This is a genomic window from Chryseobacterium soli, from assembly GCF_000737705.1.
GTDB classification, from domain to species: domain Bacteria; phylum Bacteroidota; class Bacteroidia; order Flavobacteriales; family Weeksellaceae; genus Chryseobacterium; species Chryseobacterium soli.
In genome coordinates, this window is sequence record NZ_JPRH01000001.1 from 672689 (window position 1) to 691732 (window position 19044).

Here is a 19044-nt window from a genome sequence, read left to right on the forward strand (position 1 = left end):
AAAAAACTAAAACTAATAACCATGAAAAAATGTCTATTGACGTTTTTAACTGTGTTTTTCCTATTTTCAAATGGACAGACATGGTCAAAACTTGCCGGAGGCGAAGGCTACCAGGGATACATCAATTCCTATGGTGCCGGAGGCTTGGGATACAGTGAAGTACTGAATCAGTTTTCACCTAAAAATTTACCGGATTTTTATCCTTTTGATACCTCATATTCGTATCAGAGCGATTGCGCGAGATGGAATGTAAACGATGAGTTTATTTACCTTTACGAAAACAGATCCGGAAATGTAAACTTCTGGATGTTTGATACGTCTATCAAACAGTGGAAAAAGCTAAACGACACGAGTACTGCTAATTACGGCGTGCAGGGAGTGGCAAGTGCAACCAATTTTCCCGGGGACAGAGTGGGTGCAGTGACCTGGGTGGATAACAACGGTGATCTTTGGATGTACGGAAATGCCTATTTTCCCAAGCAAACCGATATGTGGAAGTATGACCGTTCTGCCAATATGTGGATCTGGATAAGCGGAACGGAGGCAGACACAAGCAGCCTTCCCGCACAACAGGGAGTTGCCAGTGCTACGGCTCTTCCCAAAACCTATAACGATTCCTATTCCTGGGTGGATAGCCAGAATAACCTTTGGTTTTTTGGAGGATCATCGGTGATCACATTGAATAACAGTTCCAATCAGGTTTGGAAATATAATACGACTACCAACCAATGGACGTGGATGAAAGGTTCTAATGATTCTGATTACCAATATGCCGCGAATGTTTTAGGAACGGAGAACGTTGAAAGTGCAGCCAATTCTCCGGGAGAAAAATACATGTACAAAGGTGCTTACTGGCAGGATAATAATTATATTTATCTTCTTCCGGGAGACGGACAGCCAATCATGTGGCGGTACAATATGCTTACAAACAATTGGAGCCATGTGAAGAAAACAGCAACTGCCTCCACTTTTTATAATTATGGAACATTAGGAGTAGAAAATAGCACCAATTTTCCACCCACTGTTTTAAATCCGTCTTACTGGAAAGATAATGCCGGAAATTTCTGGATGTTCGGAGGAGAAGTTAAAGATTCTGAATATTATCTGTCCGGAAATGTAGATTACAGAGCCTGGGTGAATACGCTTTGGAAGTATAATCCGACCACCAACAACTGGACCTGGATGAGAGGAAAAAATCCCCTTTCCTATACATTGAATGTCAACAGTACGAACAGTGTCCCTTTTCATCCCGGATATTATGGAATTAAAGACGTAACGTCGGACAAAAACATGCCTTCGAGCCGAAACAGATCTATTTTCTGGAAACAAAACAATGAATTGTTTTTTGCCAACGGAGAAGGATATCTGAGTGGAAATCCTTTAAGATACACCGACGTCTGGAAATATGATATTGCCAGTAATAATTTCACGTGGATTGGCGGAAGAACAGCTTCCAGCAATAACTTAGAATATATTGAAGATGCGGTCAATCCGTCAGTTTATAATATTCCGATTGTAAAGAACTACTTTTTTGATGGGGTAAAAACGGTGTATGCCTTCAGACAGTCAAAATTAAATGAAATCTGGGCCTTTGATATGGTTGATAATACATGGCAGTGTATTAAACCCGGCCAAACCAGTAATTATGGAACGATAGGAGTAGAAGCGCCAACCAATGCCCCTTATCGTACGAAAAACATATGGCTGAAGGACGGGAATCTCTATATGCTGGGAGCAGAAGCCGGATCGAATACACCAAGCTCACTTTGGAAGTTTGATATAGCCACAAAAAATTACACGTGCCTTAAAAAATCATCTTACAGTCCAGGAACGATTAATCAGCCTAACGTTAATAATTTCCCAATGGCAACCTACGAAGCGGCTAACTGGGTAAACGATAATAAACTGTATACATTAGGCGGTGGGGATTCAGATAATTCTTACAGTGATTTCTGGGAATATGATTTTACGACCAATATCTGGACAAGAAAAAATGGTCTTCCAACAAGACTTCATTCAATGTCTTATGCTAAAGATTCCGGGAATAACGTCTGGATTTTTGGGGGAACCTATGGAACAGATGGTTCATCACAGGTTTCAAAGAAAAACAACAATGTCTGGAAATTTGATTATGCAACAAAAGTATGGCAGCAGCTTCAGGGAGGCCCTGAAAATGCATTAGGAAATTATGGAACCCAGAATATTTCCACCAATACCACCAGGCCGGGGGGAAGGGCTTCACTTGCCTATTGGATGGATCAATATGACAGACTTTGGATTTATTGCGGTCATGGATATTCTGAAACTCCAAGCGCAGATTATTACAGTAGATTTTTGAATGATCTCTGGTTTTATGACACCCATCAGAACAAGTGGTTTTGGGTTTCGGGAAGTAAAAATAATATTGTGATGAATGAATTTTCAAACGGATATTATGATAATTCAAGGTTTATCAGCTCAGAAGCCAGAACAGAAAATACATTTTATCCATTTATGTATAATAATAAGCACTATCTCTTTGCAGCAAGTTCTTTTTATGGAAATAAGATCAATGGGTTATGGAAATTGGATGTAGATACTATTCCAAGCTACAATTTTGTGGGAGGAAATGCCACACTCGATGCGGATAATAACTCTTGTTCCGCAACAGATCCAAAATACAAATCATTAAAAGTGACCGCTCAGAATGGAAGTAATTCCGCTGTTGCTTATACAGATGATTTGGGGAATTATAGTATAGTACTTAATCAGCTGAACACGGCAACCATTACGCCAATGCCGGAAATTCCCGCTTATTTTAATGTAAGCCCTTCTTCTGCAAATATCAACTTCACTTCAGGGAATAATATGGTTACCCAGAATTTCTGTGTAACGCCCAATGGGACTCATAATGATCTTGAAATCAAGATTATTCCGATGAGCCAGTCAAGACCCGGATTTGAAACAAAATATAAAATTGTGTATTTCAATAAGGGAACGACAACACTTTCCGGATCTGCAACATTCAAATACCCGCAGAATTTTGTGATGTATGCCAATTATACGGTAACACCAAATTCTAATACAAATGGAGTAATGACCTGGAACTTTAATAATTTGGCACCTTTCCAGCAAAAAGAAATTATTGTGGGACTTACTATTAATACACCTACTCATCCTACATATCCTGTAAATGCAGGTCAGGTACTTTCCTATACAGCAACGGTAAATCCGGTATCGGGAGATAGCACTCCGGCAGATAATACGTTCTCATTCAATGATACGGTGGTGAATTCATTTGACCCTAATGACAAAGCTTGTTTGGAAGGCAGTACGATCAGCCCTTCTATGGTAGGAGGCTACTTACATTATCTGATACGATTTGAAAATACAGGTACGGCCAATGCGATCAATGTAGTGTTAAAAGATGTTTTGGATGCTTCTAAGCTTGATGTTTCATCATTGCAGCCTATTAGCGCATCACATCCATATCGTGTTTCAGTGACCGATGGAAATAAACTGGAGGTTAACTTTGACGGTATTCAACTTTCTTATCCTCCGTATCTGAACAGAAGCGGATATTTCCTTTTCAAGATAAAAACAAAATCAACAGTCGCGGTAGGGGAAGTGATTAAAAATAAAGCAGATATTTATTTTGACTACAACAGCCCAATTCTTACTAATGAATACCAGACGGTTATTACACAGGTTTTAGGAACGCAGGAAATCACCAGGGAAAGTCTGGGAATCTATCCGAATCCTGCAGCAGATGTGTTAAACATAAAAACGAAAGAAAATATAAAGAGCATCAATATCTATGATGCATCCGGAAGACAGGTGAAAACCCTAATCAATCCGGGAAGTAAAATTGATGTAAAAGAATTAAATTCAGGGAATTATATTATAAAAATCACCACTGATACCTCTTCTTATCAAAGTAAGTTTATTAAAAAGTAATTGATTTTTATTTCTTTATAATGGCTGTTCGAACTTCATAACTGATAGTTTGAACAGCCATTGTATCTTTTTTGATATAATTTTTGTTATTTTAGCAGGATTGCCCCTACTGGTATTGAACGATTTTATACATTGTTGTAAATGCAGATCTCATACATCAGTAACAGGCACCCTGACGTATGGCATAGGTTATGTACTGATTGTACTGCCTGATGCTTCACTAAAGTAAACGGGATTATTGTAATATTAACAGAAAAATAGTTGTATAACAGCAAGTTGTAGATGTATTCAATTATAGATATAGAAAGTAATGGTGCAGGTTACAGAAACGAATGCATTATAGATATTGCCATTTATAAATATGATGGCCAGAAAATCGTTGACCAGTTCATCTCTCTCGTGAATCCCGAGAGCGATATTACCCCTTTTGTGCAAAAATTGACCAATATCACTCCGAATATGGTGAAAACGGCTCCGAAATTTCATGAGCTGGCCAAAAGAGTGATTGAAATTACTGAGAATACAACGCTGGTAGGTCATAATATTGATTTCGACTACAGAATGCTGCGTCAGTCTTTCAGCAGACTCGGGTATGACTTTAAAATCAATACCTTAGACACCATTCCATTAGCTAAAAAACTGATTCCCGATGAGGTAAGCTATTCCTTAGGGAAATTGGTAAGATCTTTGGGGATTCCTTTAACCAATGCTCACAGAGCCGAAGGAGATGCCAGGGCTACGCTTGAACTTTTCAGACTTTTGGTTTCAAAGGATACTGAGAATGAAATCATCCAGAAACAGCACGATGAAACAAATGCGAAAACGTACATCAATAAAATAAAAACCCTGACACAGGATCTCCCGAATGAAAAAGGATTTATTTATTTCCAGAATAATGACGGGAAGATTATTTTCTCAGACTGTGTTCCAGATATCAACAGATTTGCGAAGAAAATGTTCAATTCCAAATCTAAAAAATGGGAAGACATTCAAAGGGATGTTGAACAGATTAATTTTGAACTTACCGGAACGGAAATTATTTCCAAACTCATCCTCAATTCTAAAAACATAAAGAAAAGAGAAGTATTTGCTTTTGGTCTTTACCATAGAAATAACAAATATGTTGTTGAAAAGAACAAGCTGAACAAAACTGAGCGTCCGTTGCTGAAATTCAGATCCTTTACCCAAGGAGCTAAAGCGGTTCAGTTTATCACTGCTCTGGAAGAATATAACGACATTGCTGCTTTCAAAAAGAAAATAGAGTTCAAAAAAAGAAATGAACTCTGGCTGGGAACAGGAAGAAAATTAGGAGAGAAACTGTTTTTAATCATTGAAAACGGCAGAGTGGTTTCCTATGGATTTTATGAGCTGTTTACCCAGATCCAGACGCTAAGCAAGCTTTCTAAGCTTAAAATTGACCTTCCTTTATCTTCCACCGATTTGAATAATGAACTGCAGCTCGCATTGCTTCGTGGTGATTTTGAGACCTTACCATTGCCGAAATAATTCACGATTCACTACATTTGTACTTTCTTACTAACAAAAAAGAAGTTTTACTTATTAATTATGAATTCAAAAGATTTGCTAAAAGTTGCCAATGAATATGGCACGCCGGTGTATGTGTATGATGCTGAATCTATCAAAACTCAATACGAAAAACTTACATCTTCTTTTTTAAAACACACAAGGTTCTTTTATGCTGCTAAGGCATTGACAAACATTAATATTTTAAAATATGTCAAGAACTTGGGTGCTTCTTTGGATTGTGTATCGATTAATGAAGTGAAACTTGGGCTAAAGGCAGGATTTCCTAAAGAAAAAATATTATTTACTCCCAATTGTGTTGATCTTGCTGAGATTGAAGAGGCCATGACGCACGGAGTTCATATTAATATTGATAATATCTCTATTCTTGAGCAGTTCGGGAATAAATACGGAAATACGTATCCCATTCTTGTGAGAATCAATCCGCATATTTTTGCGGGTGGTAACTATAAAATTTCAACAGGCCATATCGATAGTAAATTTGGGATTTCTATTCACCAGGTTCGACACATCGAAAGAGTGATGAAGAGCACCAACCTGAATGTTGAAGGTCTTCACATGCATACAGGAAGCGAAATCAAAGATCCTGACGTTTTCCTTCAGGCATTGGATATTATGCTCGAACTTTCTGAGCATTTTCCTAATCTGAAATACCTGGATATGGGAAGCGGTTTCAAAATTCCTTATCAGGATGGTGAAGAAGAAACCGATGTGAAAACATTAGGAAAAAAAGTAGAGAAAGTAATCGCCGAGTTTTCTAAATCTACAGGTAAAAAGTTTGAATTGTGGTTTGAACCCGGAAAATTCCTTGTAGGAGGAAGCGGATATCTTTTGGTGAAAGCCAATGTGATCAAACAAACGACAGCAACTGTTTTCGTGGGCGTGAATTCCGGATTCAATCATTTAATCCGTCCCATGTTCTACGATTCTTACCACGTCATCGAAAACCTTTCTAATCCTAAAGGTGCTGAGAGAATCTATACTGTAGTGGGAAATATCTGTGAGACAGATACTTTTGCATGGGATAGAAAATTAAACGAAGTAAGAGAAGGAGATATTCTGGTTTTCCGTAATGCAGGAGCGTACGGATTTGAAATGAGTTCCAACTTCAACTCCAGATTAAAGCCGGCAGAAGTATTATTCCTGGACGGAAAAGCACATCTGATCCGTAAGAGAGACGAATTTGAAGATCTGTTGAGAAATCAGATTGAAGTTTTGTAATACCAGACAAAACCAGTAACTTTATTACATCCAAAAAAATAAAAGTTATGAAAAAAATAGGCTTGGTATTGGCAATAACTATTTCTGCATTTTCATTTTCACAAACCTATGTAAAAGTTACTTCTGATAAAACTCAGGTAGAAGATACTTATAAAGGCGGTCAGGAAAAATTTGATTCCGATTTGGCAAATAATCTGCAGGTTACAGGAGGAATGTTCCAGGTAACAGGAGATTTCAAATTGAATTTCAATGTAGATGAAGGCGGGAAGATTTCTGACATACAACTTCTCCCGGAACTTTTTGATACATCTTTTGAAAGAGAGGTGAAAAGAGATGTTTTAAGAATGAAAAAACATTTTGCCAGTAATGAAAAGCAAAAGGTGTCAGTAGATCTCAGTTTTTCAAGAAACATACCCGATCAGTCTACGCGAGCAGCAATGACGTATCAAACGGGAAACAGTTCAAGATAATTTTGAATAAAAATATAAAACTCTGCATGTATGCAGAGTTTTTTTTATGATTAATTAATACAGATTTATGAAAAAATAAGCTAAAAAATAGGTCAGAATCTTTAATTATTGGCTAAATTTGATAGGACGATTGATTTTTTTAAATGTAAAATTAATCATCATTAATCCGTATTGTTTCTTCATTTTCATTAAAAAATAATCACAAAAATAGTAATTATGGCTAAAAACATAGCAGAGCAAATTGTTGAGATGCTCGAGAACGCAAATGTGAAAAGAATTTATGCAGTAACCGGCGACAGCCTTAATCACCTGAATATTGCAGTGAAGAAAAGCAGCATTGAATGGATTCATGTGAGGCATGAGGAAGTAGGAGCCTATGCTGCTGCTGCCGAAGCGGAGCTTGATGGTTTTGCAGTTTGCGCAGGAAGCTGTGGTCCCGGCCATGTTCACCTGATCAATGGTGTTTACGAAGCTCACCGGTCTCATGTCCCCATGCTGGTTATTGCCTCTACCATCCCCAGCGACGAAATGGGAATGGATTATTTCCAGGAAACCAATACCATAAAATTATTCGACGACTGCAGTTATTATAATCAAATGATTACAAGACCGGAGCAGGTACAAAGAACGGTGCAGACTGCTATTCAGCATGCAATTTCTAAAAAAGGAGTGGCTGTAATAGGGCTTCCCGGAGACGTTTCCGAGCTGGATGCTGAAGAGGCGACTACATCCGCGCAGATATTTAAAACCAATCCTATTATCCGTCCTTCAGACGAGGAAATGGCCCGATTGGCAGCCCTTATCAATGAAAGCGAAAAAGTAACCCTTTACTGTGGCATCGGAGCCGGAAAATCTAGCGCTGAGGTCATAGAATTATCAAAGCTTTTAAAAGCTCCGGTAGGCTATTCTTTCAGAGGTAAAATGGCCATTCAGCCTAACAATCCCAATGAAGTAGGCTTAACGGGGCTTCTTGGGTTTCCGTCCGCGTACCATGCAATGCATGAAGCCGACCTGGTGATTCTTTTGGGAACCGATTTTCCTTACCAGAAATTTATGCCTGTAAAAAATAAAATTGTCCAGATTGATGAAAGCCCGGAAAGACTGGGGCGCAGAGCCAAACTGGAATTAGGTCTTACAGGAGATGTTAAAGAAACCATTAAAGCATTACTTCCTTTATTAAAAGAAAAAACAGATAATCATTTCCTTAACCAGCAGCTGGAATTTTATGAAAAAGTAAAAGAAAACCAGTTGGAATATGTAAAAGATTTTGGAAAAGAAAATGCCATCCAGCCTGAATATGTTGCCCATACCTTAGATCAGATGGCTAAAAAAGATGCAATTTTTACCGTAGATACAGGAATGTGTTGTGTTTGGGGGGCAAGATTCATTACAGGAACAGGCGAACGGAAAATGCTGGGATCCTTTAACCACGGATCTATGGCCAATGCAATGCCAATGGCTATCGGTGCCTCATTAGCCCATCCGGGAAAACAGGTTATTGCCATGTGCGGAGACGGAGGATTATCCATGCTGCTTGGAGATATGGCGACGATTTTTCAATATAAGCTTCCTGTAAAACTCATTGTTTTTAATAACAGAACATTGGGAATGGTAAAACTTGAAATGGAAGTTGGAGGCATGCCTGATATTGAAACCGATATGGTCAACCCAGACTTTGCTATGATTGCCCAGGCAATGGGCTACCCAGGTAAAAATGTTCATAAACCGGAAGAAGTAGCAGATGCCATCAAGCAATGTCTTGAATATGACGGTCCTTACCTTTTAAATATTTTCACCAATCCAAATGCGCTGGCACTTCCTCCGAAAATTGAGTTCGATCAGGTGCTGGGGATGACAAAATCCATGGCACAGCTGATGTTAGGTGGTAAAATGGAAGAAGTATTGGATACGGTAAAAAGCAACTATAAACATATTAAAGGACTACTGTAATGAATAGCTCGCTGAAGAAATTCTATGTTATTGCCTGGGCATTCGGGCTTATTTTTTACTTTTTGGATTACGTGATCCGTTCCGCGCCAGCAGTAATGATTCCGGAGCTCGTTACCAATTTCAATACCACAGAGCTGAAACTGATCAGTATGGTGGGAACCTATTATTACACCTATTCCACATGCAGTTTGATTGCCGGAATCGCTTTGGATAAATTCGGGGGCAAGAAATCCCTGTTTGCCGGAACACTAATACTGGGAATCGGATGTCTGTTGTTTTTGATTTCCACTCAAGCCGGCGGAATTGCAGGAAGGTTGTTGCAGGGTGCCGGCTGTGCGTTTGCTTTTCCTGGCTGTGTTTATCTTGCAAGTAAAGGATTCTCCTCAAAATCTCTGGCAACAGCGATCGGAGTTACCCAGTGTATAGGAATGCTCGGTGGTACCGCCGGACAGTTTGTAGTAGGTCCATGGGTAGAACAGGGAGTTAATATTCATACGTTCTGGCTTTGGTCCGGAATTATCACCATCATTACAGCATGTTGTCTGTTTTTTGTTATTCCCAGTGAACAGAAAGAAAAAGAAAAGGATTCAAAAGATAATAAGTCTGCCTCTTTAAGCTATTTAGATCCCTATAAAATTGTTTTTAAAAACCCTCAATCCTGGCTATGCGGTATTATTTCAGGGCTATTGTTTGCTCCTACCACGATATTTGCCATGACCTGGGCCGTTTCATTTTTTGAAAAAGATAAAGGTTTTGTTTTTCATGATGCGGCGATTACCAGTGCAATGGTTGCCTTCGGCTGGGTGTTCGGATGTCCTCTCTTAGGCTTCATTACAGACAAAATAGGAAGAAGAAAGCCAGTTCTGGCTGCCGGAGCTCTATTGATGATTCTGAGTTTATTACAGTTGATTTATCTTCCGGATCTGTATCCGGCAAAAATCAGTATGTTTATCTTCGGAGTCGGTTCCGGAGCAGCAATGATCCCTTATTCCGTAATTAAAGAAGCGAATCCTGACTATGTAAAAGGAAGTGCTACAGGAGCTATTAATTTTATCACCTTTGGTGTAACCACATTACTGAGTCCTGTTTTCAGCAGGTGGTTTGGAAAAAGTCTCGGCACGGCTGCAGGTGAAATTCATTTTCAGCATTCTGTGCTTTTTTGGGTTGCAGGAATCATTTTAGCCATTCTTATTTCCCTGATGTTAAAAGAAACGGGAAGTAAAGTGCAGACTCAGCCTTCAAACGCATAAAATAATCAGAATTCAGATTTTTTTGATAGATAAATAAAAACTTCATGCTTTTGTGTGAAGTTTTTATTTTTTGTAAAGGATGTAAATATTTACCTTTGTTTAAGTAATTTTAATATATAACGAATACCATACGGCTATGAAAACTTTAGCACTATTTCTGGCTCTTTTTGCCGCTCATTTCTCATTTGCACAAGATCTTGAAGAAAGAGATGACTCTTTTATTTCGGAAAGTAATAAAAACCTGCTGAAAATAGATATTAAAGAACCTTTCCTGCAGATTGCAGTTAAGAATTGTAATGATTTCAAGCCTGCCGCTTTTGATGGCGGAGCAGCAGCGTACAAAGAGATTCTCAGAAAATATATGTACATGTATCTGAATTCTGACTTTTATACGTTGACAGGAGATTTTACATTCACCCTAACGATTGATGCAATGGGAAAAGTGATTGATGTGGAAGGTTCTCCCAACGTTTTAAACAGTAAAGTATTCTTTGATGATATGCAGTATGTGGTTAGAAGAATTAAAAAAACATGGACTCCGGCTATGTGTAACGGACAGCCCGTGAGGTCCGAAATGAAACTTAAAATGAGCTTCTCATCATTCTCAGCGGATATGTAACGTATGAAAAAATTGATATTTTTTTTATTTTTTATCTTATTTCAAATGTCTTATGCGCAATTAGAAGTATTGGCGGGCCACCCTCGTGGGCAGAGTTTCTATGTAGGAGGAATAAATGCGTTGCAAAAGGATATGATTCAAATAGTGAAAAACAAGGAGCTGCTGCCATGTGCAAGGACAGATGAGAAATACCATGTAAAGATTTTAATCAATGCAGATGCAACGATTAAATATGTTAAAGACTTTGATACGGTAAACATTAATAAGAATAAATGTGCATTTGATTACAGTCGTAAAATTATACCTGCTTTAAAAAGATGGATACCAGCTAGAGAAGGAGATAAATATATTGGAGCAATAGCAGAATTTGAAATCGATCCTTTTTTTCTTTATTATTCTAAAGAAGATCCTAAGGACAATAAGTCTACAGGTCCCATGTTTAAAAAAGGTATAAAAAATTTCACTTATGAAATGAGAAAGATAGCGGAAAAACATGCGCATAAAAATGAAGATAAGGTGTCGTTTATTACATTCTGTATAAATGAAGAAGGTGTAATGGTAGATTTTAATGTTGAAGGAGATTACTCTGAATCAGAAAAGAAAAATATTATTAATGATCTTTACAAGATAAAAGACACTTGGGAGCCTAGAATTTTCAATGGCATTCCTGTAAGAAGCACAATCAAACAGGTGTTGCGACAAAAATTCGCGCCCGAACTTGAAAAAGATTATATAGACTTTTATAAGCAAAATTTATGAAGCAGATAATCCTGCCATTCTGTCACAATATTTTGTATCTTTGCAGACTAATCAATTTTAAAATTAGTCTAGCATCTAATTCTAATTTTTAATCTCTTATAAAAAGTGCAGGAAAAATATATAGACGAAACAAAACAAGGAGAAGCTTTTGCGATTGCTGAACGACCTGATAATTCTAAAAAACTGTTTTTAGAAAGTTACGGCTGTCAGATGAACTTTTCAGATTCCGAGATTGTTGCCTCTATTCTTAATGAGCAGGGATACAATACAACGCTGAAGGTTGAAGAAGCTGATCTTATTCTTTTAAATACATGCTCTATCCGTGAAAAGGCTGAGCAGACCGTAAGGATGCGTCTTGCCCAGTTCAAGAATCTTAAAAAAGAGAGACCCAATATGACGGTCGGTGTTCTTGGATGCATGGCTGAACGATTGAAAACCAAATTTTTAGAAGAAGAACAATTGGTTGATTTAGTTGTAGGTCCGGATGCATACAGAGACCTGCCAAACCTGTTGAAAGAAACGGAAGACGGCCGCGATGCCATCAATGTTATTCTTTCAAAAGAAGAGACGTATGCAGATATTAATCCCGTTCGTTTAGGCGGTAACGGCGTTACAGCATTCGTTACCATTACCAGAGGATGTGATAATATGTGCACATTCTGTGTGGTTCCTTTTACCAGAGGAAGAGAAAGAAGCCGTGATCCGCATTCAATCCTTGAAGAATGTAAAGGGTTATGGGAAAGCGGGTACAAAGAAATTACGCTGTTAGGACAAAATGTAGACTCTTATCTTTGGTATGGAGGAGGTCCTAAAAAAGATTTTGCCAAAGCTTCTGAAATGCAGAAAGCGACGGCTGTTGATTTTTCCCAATTGCTTGATCAGGTAGCCAAAGCAGTCCCTGAAATGAGAATCAGATTCTCTACTTCCAATCCTCAGGATATGAGTCTGGATGTATTCAGAACAATGGCTAAGCATGAAAATATATGTAAATACGTTCACCTGCCGGTGCAGAGCGGAAGCAATGCAATGCTGGAAGCCATGAACAGGCAGCATACCCGTGAAGAATATTTAGAATTAATTAAGCAAGCCAAAGAAATTGTTCCTGATATCTCTTTTTCTCAGGATATGATCATTGGTTTCTGTAATGAAACAGAAGAAGATCACCAGGATACATTAAGCTTGATGAGAGAAGTAGAATATGACTACGGTTATATGTTTGCGTACTCCGAGAGACCAGGAACTCCTGCTCACAAAAAAATGGAGGACAATATTCCTGCCGATGTAAAACAAAGACGTCTGGCAGAAGTGATTGATCTTCAGAGAGAACTTTCAAGAAAAAGAATGGAAACCTATGTAGGAAGAGTGCATCAGATTTTGATAGAAGGGGTTTCCAGAAAAAACGAAAACCAGTGGAAAGGAAGAAATTCCCAGAATGCCGTTTGTGTATTCGATATGCTGGAAGGACAAAAGATAGGTGACATTGTGGACGTTTTTGTTTACGATAATACCCAGGGCACACTTTTAGGGAGAATTGCGGAATAAGATTTTCCAAAGAAAATAACAAGTGTAAAGCAGCGAAATTATCAATAGTATACCTATAAAATAGAAAATGGAAAAGTTTCAGAAGTATTGCCTTAGTGTTCTATTGGTAATCATCTACAACAATATTTCTGCGCAGGTAAATAATGGCAGCATCGAAATCGATGACTGCAAAAAGCTGTATGAGATCTATCACAAATTCTTACATACCCAGGGGTGTGATGGGACGATGGATTTTGCAATCCAAAAAATAAATACTGAATACACATCAATAGGCCAAAAACAAAAGGCAACAGATGCTTTTGCAGGAAGTATTTCCGAAAAAAGACAGAATTCTGGTCACAATTTTTATCTGGAAACATCAGGTCTTCCCAATGGAAAGCATGATAAAGTACTTGAAAATTTTAAAAGACAAAGCAAAGAATATAGATTTGCATACCATATAGAGTTAAAAAGTAAAGTTTCAAAAATCAGAAACAAAGATTATTTAGATTTAAGATACAGCCTTATCATATAAGGGATAAGGCCAGGTAAAGGAAAACAATCATTTCCATTATTTTAACCAGTCTGCAGAAGATTTGATGAAGCTGCAGGTTATTTTTAAATCAATAATCAAAAATTTACTTATGAGCAACGACTTACAAAACATAAAAAACCGCTTCGGAATCATCGGGAATTTTCCTGCATTGAACCGTGCTTTAGAAAAAGCAATCCAGGTAGCACCCACAGATATTTCTGTGCTGGTGATTGGAGAAAGTGGAGTGGGAAAAGAATTTATTCCTAAAATTATCCATTCAGAATCAAGAAGAAAACATCAGCCTTATATCGTGGTCAACTGCGGAGCAATTCCTGAAGGAACCATTGATTCCGAACTATTTGGACACGAAAAGGGAGCCTTCACGGGAGCTACGGCAACCAGAAAAGGATATTTTGAAGTAGCGGATGGCGGAACCATATTTCTGGATGAGGTCGGTGAGCTACCCTTACAGACCCAGGTACGTCTTTTAAGAGTACTGGAAAGCGGTGAATTCATGAAAGTGGGTTCCTCACAGGTTCAAAAGACAAACGTAAGAATTGTCGCCGCTACTAATGTGAATATGATGAAAGCAATTCATGACGGAAGATTCCGTGAGGATTTGTTTTACAGATTAAATACAGTGCAGATTGATATGCCGCCTTTAAGAGAAAGAAAAGGTGATATCCATTTGCTGTTCAGAAAATTTTCAATAGATTTTGCAGAAAAATACAGAATGCCTGAGCTGGAACTAGAGCCAAGTGCTGTGCATTATGTTGAAAATTATGCCTTTCCCGGAAACGTTCGACAGTTAAGGAATCTTGTTGAACAGATGACTGTGGTAGAGCGAAACAGGAACGTTACCGTTGAAAAACTGGCAGAATACATTCCTATGGAAACTCACCTGCCAATGGTAGTGAATGCTCCAAATGCACAAAAACAGCCCGACTTCGGAAGTGAAAGAGAGATTATGTATAAAGTTCTCTTTGATATGAGGAATGATATTAATGACTTAAAATCCTTAACTTCGGAATTGATAAAAAACAGAGGAGCCGGGGATTTGAGTAATCATGAGAAGAACCTGATCAACAGAATCTATACTCCGGAGCCACAACAGGCTGTTAACCAGAATTCATTGTTGTATTTTGAAGACAATAATAATCCGGTCGTACAGACGCCTACCATTATTTCAAATGCAGATGACAGCTACGAGGATGTCGAAGATATTGAAGTAGAAGAAAACAGACCCGAATCACTTTCTCTTCAGAATAATGAGAAGGATTTGATTATTAAGGCTTTAGAGAAGCATAAAGGAAGAAGGAATAAAGCAGCAGACGAATTGGGAATTTCCCAGAGAACTTTATATAGAAAAATAAAGCAGTATAATTTAGAAGACTAATGTCTTGTATTATGCAATATAACATGTTAATAGATTGATTTTCACATTTATAACTATTGAAAATTAAAAGAAATCAGATTAAAATGAACGTTAAGATTAAAAATATTACATTAAGACAGCCTAAATTAATTTGGGTACTGTTTATTTTTCTGGGAGTTTTAAACTCTTGCTATAGCTTTACGGGATCCTCCCTTACCGATGAAAAAACGGTAAAAATCAGTGAGTTTCCGAATAATGCATCTCTTGTAAATCCTACATTGTCACAACAGTTTTCTACCGATATTCAAAACAGATTTTTGCAGAGAACTACTTTAAAAGGGACAAAAGAAAATCCTGATATTCTTATCGAAGGAGAAATTACAGGATATAGCTTTTCACCCACTACGATCAGTTCCAATACCCAGACAAATCCGTCAGGTGGCGTTGTGCAGGAAGCACAAAATAAATTGACGATCACGGTAAAGGTGCATTATGAAAACAAACTGCATCCGGATTCAAGTTTCGACAGAACCTATTCTGATGAAGCCGTTTTTAACAGCAGTTTATCACAAAGTGAAATAGAAGCCTCTCAGGTGAAAATTGTAACAGATAGAATCATTAACAAGATATTTAACGATATTGTAGCGAATTGGTAAGATGGATCCCAGAGTTTTAGAATTATTAAAGAACCCGAAAAATATTCAGTCAGAAGATCTCAATCTTTTGAAAGAAGAGATTCATGCATTTCCCTATATTCAAAATATCAGGGCATTACATTTATATGGAGTTCATCTGTATGATAAAGAAAATTACCAGAAGGAGCTTTCCGTGACCGCAGCATATACCACTGATAAAAAGATTCTTTACCAGCTGATTAACGGTAAAATTCAACATAAACCGGCCCCTGAAATCAGCGAAGAGAAGAAATCTCTCAAACCTGCTGAAAGTGAAGGAAGGTATGCATATAAAGATAAAGGGTTTCCTATTAAAAGAGACCAGCCTACAGAAAATGGAGTTGAAAAACAGGAAACAGTTCCGCATATACCTGAACCTCCCAAAGAAAGTAAACCTGTCTTCGTAAAAGGCGAAAGAAACAGGATCTTATTTGAAGGCGAAGAAAATTTCCTTGATGAAAAAAATACAGGAACAATAGATCTTGAATCTACCTTGGAATCAGGAACTTTAGTCATTCAAAAACAGGATGTTATTGAAGAACCGTCTCTTGACGAGCCGATTGTTGGAGAACGTGCTGTTGAAAAAATAATAGATGCGGAAGAACCGGTTTCAGAGAATCCTCAAGAGGAGTTTACACCTGAAACCATTATTAATGAAGATGAAATTGCCTTACCATCCGAAAAGGAGGAAATCAAGGATGATTCAGAATTAAGTTTCCATGAAACAGAAACGCTGCCATCTGAAATAGCTGATAACGAAGAGGAACATTATTCGGTTGAAGAACATGTCGAAGATCAAAAAGAAGTAACGGCTGCCGAAGAAACAGATCATCAAACAGATGAAGTTCCCGAGGAATTCACTGCCAAAGAAATTATAAACGTTTCCAAACCTAGTGTTCAGGAAGAACAGAAAGTAGAGGAAGATGATGCAGAGCTTAGTTTCCATGGAATGGAGGCATTCTTGCCTGATGTAAAGATTCAGGCAAATACAGATGAGATCGCATCCGCTGAAGTGATCCAGTCAAGTACCAACAAGCATGAAGATGAAATGCGGCGCTTGATAGAAGAGGTTGAGAAAAAGATGAAAGTGGCGAAAGAATCTGTTTCTGAACCAAAAATTGAAGAGCCTGAAACTACAGATCATGAGATCAGCTTTGCAGAAACTCAGCAATTCCATTTCTGGTCCACAGAAAAAGAAGACAAACCCATTGTTGATGAAGTGGTTACAGGGCACATCGAAGACGAAGCTGATTCTATAGAAACGGTTGAAGCCCCGGAACCTCCTGTACAGAAAGAAGAACTGCAGAAGGTACAGGAAGAAGTGAAATCTGCCTGGAAACCGATGAGCCTGGAAGCTCATATTCCCGACTCTCTACTCAATAAACCAGCGGGCAAACCGGAACAAAAAATTGAAGAACCTGCACAGGAACAGAATATTCCGTTAGTGATAGAAAAAGCTGAAGATAGTCAAATAGAGACAGAACCGCAGCAGCAACAGGACAATGAACCGGTAAAGACCGAAGAAGAACCTGTTGATGCCGGAATTGAAAATAGCACTGCTGCTGTAGAAAAAGAAAAGCAGGATGAAGCTCCTGTCATGAATGTTTCTTTCTTCAGTTCAGATATTTCGAGCCTGCCAGTAAGCAGAGCCGAAAAAGAGGAGGTTAACGAAAAAGAAGAAATGGCGTTAGAAAAAGAGACCGTTCAGAATATCCTTGACAGCAATGTGCCCGGATTTATCAATACTTGGCAGAGCTGGTTGAAAATTGACAGACCTGAAGACCATGAAGAGCAGGAACCCAAAACGGAAGATAAAATAAAAGTTATCGATGCTTTCATTGAAAACAATCCTAAAATAAGCCAGTTAAGAGAAGAAGGCAGCTATGTGATCAAAGAAAAGAAAGGCGACATTTCGCATTTGATGACTGAAACATTGGCTAATCTGTATGTAGAACAGAAACTCTACAGCAAAGCCATCAAAGCTTTCGAAATCTTAAAGCAAAAACACCCTGAAAAAACAGAGCATTTTAATGCTAAAATTGCTCATGTTAACGATATTAAAAGTGGAAAATAAGCGGGTGCGCCTTTTTTTCATCTTTGTACTGGTAGTCTCTTCACTCTTCCCTGCCCAGGTGAGGATGGAGGAATCTTTTCCCGTCAATACAATCAATCATGACATCACACTTTCTGTACCATCTCTGAGCAGAAATATGGTCATCGAAAGGCTGAGAGAGGTCCGGAATAGTAAAGAATTCAAAGAAAAAAACTGGAAAGACGAATCTTTTTACTTTACATCATTCGAGAAAGCAGAATCGTCCATGTCTGTGAAAAAAATTCATAATCTCGAGGATAAAGGCTATAACCTTTCATACTATTTACAGATGAATTATGATGATAATGGTGATATTCATGTCCAGATAACCAATGATGACTTTAAAAAATGGCTAGATCCAGACGGAAAACCGGCTGCTCCTGAAAATATAAAATACCTTGAATTCTATCAAACCTGTTCCAAGGAATTGCTTGAGTTGGTAACCCATTATCTTACCGGGAATATAACGTCTGATGAAAATAATAATGCTTTACTGGAAGAAGCCGAGGAATATACCGAAGAAGAAAATTATGATAAAGCATTAAAAACCTATACGACAATTTTATCTTCCGATCCCTCTAACAGTTTAGCCCTTTTCAATACCTCTCAACTTCTCTTTTCATTAAAAAAATATCCAGAAGCTTTACATGCGATTGAAAAGCTGGAAAAAAATACGGATTTGCCGGCCTCCCTCATTTTGAATTCCAAAGATCTTAAAATTCAGATACTGCTGACATCCGGACAACATGAAAAAGCATTTTCAGAGGGACATATATTGACACAGTATGCAGAGAAGCTGAATCCTGAGACTGCGTTTAAAAACCGAGAAGATGCACAGGGAAAACTACGCCTGATTCCTGTTGATGAAGCATTAATGCTCCTTAAAAGTGCCCATTACTTCAAAGAACTGCATAAAGATAAAGAATCTCTGGATGCCTTAAAAAAATACGAATCACTCATTCCTGATAAAGATAAAAACCTTTTAAAATCATTATTCAGATTCTACTGCATCCTGCACTTCCCTCAGGAATCCGAACGCATTCGTCAAACCATTCTCAAGGGGTATCCTAAAGAAAAAGTCTCATGTAAAAACTAAT

Annotated in this window: 14 protein-coding genes; all 14 read left to right on the forward strand. The window is 38.0% G+C overall.

The annotated features are described in order from the left end of the window. The first annotated feature begins 21 nt into the window (after window positions 1-21). The 14 genes from IW15_RS21870 (at window position 22) to IW15_RS03170 (ending at window position 19043) form a co-directional block, all read left to right on the forward strand. Window positions 22-3936 (forward strand): DUF7619 domain-containing protein, encoded by a 3915-nt coding sequence (locus tag IW15_RS21870; protein ID WP_084681353.1) that lies wholly within the window; start codon window positions 22-24, stop codon window positions 3934-3936. Window positions 3937-4218: 282 nt separating this feature from the next. Then, on the forward strand, window positions 4219-5442 hold the full coding sequence (locus IW15_RS03110) for a 3'-5' exonuclease (protein ID WP_034709224.1): 1224 nt from the start codon (window positions 4219-4221) through the stop codon (window positions 5440-5442). Between the two features lie 60 nt (window positions 5443-5502). Next, window positions 5503-6702 carry a diaminopimelate decarboxylase gene (lysA, locus tag IW15_RS03115; RefSeq protein WP_185097412.1) on the forward strand — a complete coding sequence of 400 codons (1200 nt, stop codon included), beginning with the start codon at window positions 5503-5505 and terminating at the stop codon, window positions 6700-6702. Window positions 6703-6749: 47 nt separating this feature from the next. Beyond that, window positions 6750-7172 carry a hypothetical protein gene (locus IW15_RS03120; protein WP_034709227.1) on the forward strand — a complete coding sequence of 141 codons (423 nt, stop codon included), beginning with the start codon at window positions 6750-6752 and terminating at the stop codon, window positions 7170-7172. A gap of 216 nt (window positions 7173-7388) precedes the next feature. Continuing rightward, window positions 7389-9122, forward strand: a complete 1734-nt coding sequence (locus tag IW15_RS03125; protein WP_034709229.1) for a thiamine pyrophosphate-dependent enzyme — start codon at window positions 7389-7391, stop codon at window positions 9120-9122. Then, entirely contained in the window at window positions 9122-10372 is a 1251-nt protein-coding gene (locus IW15_RS03130) for an MFS transporter (protein ID WP_034709231.1), read from the forward strand. The genes IW15_RS03125 and IW15_RS03130 overlap by 1 nt, the downstream gene beginning before the upstream one ends. Before the next feature lie 136 nt (window positions 10373-10508). After that, window positions 10509-10991 (forward strand): energy transducer TonB, encoded by a 483-nt coding sequence (locus IW15_RS03135; protein WP_034709233.1) that lies wholly within the window; start codon window positions 10509-10511, stop codon window positions 10989-10991. A 3-nt stretch (window positions 10992-10994) separates the two neighbouring features. Next, window positions 10995-11750: a hypothetical protein gene (locus IW15_RS03140; RefSeq protein WP_131368470.1), complete on the forward strand. Its 756-nt coding sequence runs from the start codon at window positions 10995-10997 to the stop codon at window positions 11748-11750. Between the two features lie 105 nt (window positions 11751-11855). Continuing rightward, a complete protein-coding gene (miaB, locus tag IW15_RS03145; RefSeq protein WP_034709237.1) occupies window positions 11856-13292 on the forward strand; it encodes a tRNA (N6-isopentenyl adenosine(37)-C2)-methylthiotransferase MiaB in 1437 nt (478 codons plus the stop codon). Window positions 13293-13359: 67 nt separating this feature from the next. Beyond that, window positions 13360-13806, forward strand: coding sequence for a hypothetical protein (locus tag IW15_RS03150; protein WP_034709239.1), 447 nt, complete (start codon window positions 13360-13362; stop codon window positions 13804-13806). 109 nt (window positions 13807-13915) lie between these two features. Next, entirely contained in the window at window positions 13916-15202 is a 1287-nt protein-coding gene (locus IW15_RS03155) for a sigma-54 interaction domain-containing protein (RefSeq protein ID WP_034709837.1), read from the forward strand. 83 nt (window positions 15203-15285) lie between these two features. Beyond that, entirely contained in the window at window positions 15286-15837 is a 552-nt protein-coding gene (locus tag IW15_RS03160; protein WP_034709838.1) for an LptE family protein, read from the forward strand. A gap of 1 nt (window position 15838) precedes the next feature. Then, a complete protein-coding gene (locus IW15_RS03165; protein WP_034709241.1) occupies window positions 15839-17929 on the forward strand; it encodes a Rad2 family DNA repair protein in 2091 nt (696 codons plus the stop codon). Beyond that, complete coding sequence (locus tag IW15_RS03170; protein ID WP_034709243.1) at window positions 17901-19043, forward strand: tetratricopeptide repeat protein; 1143 nt, start codon at window positions 17901-17903, stop codon at window positions 19041-19043. Before IW15_RS03165 ends, IW15_RS03170 begins: the two co-directional genes overlap by 29 nt. Window position 19044 lies beyond the last annotated feature (1 nt).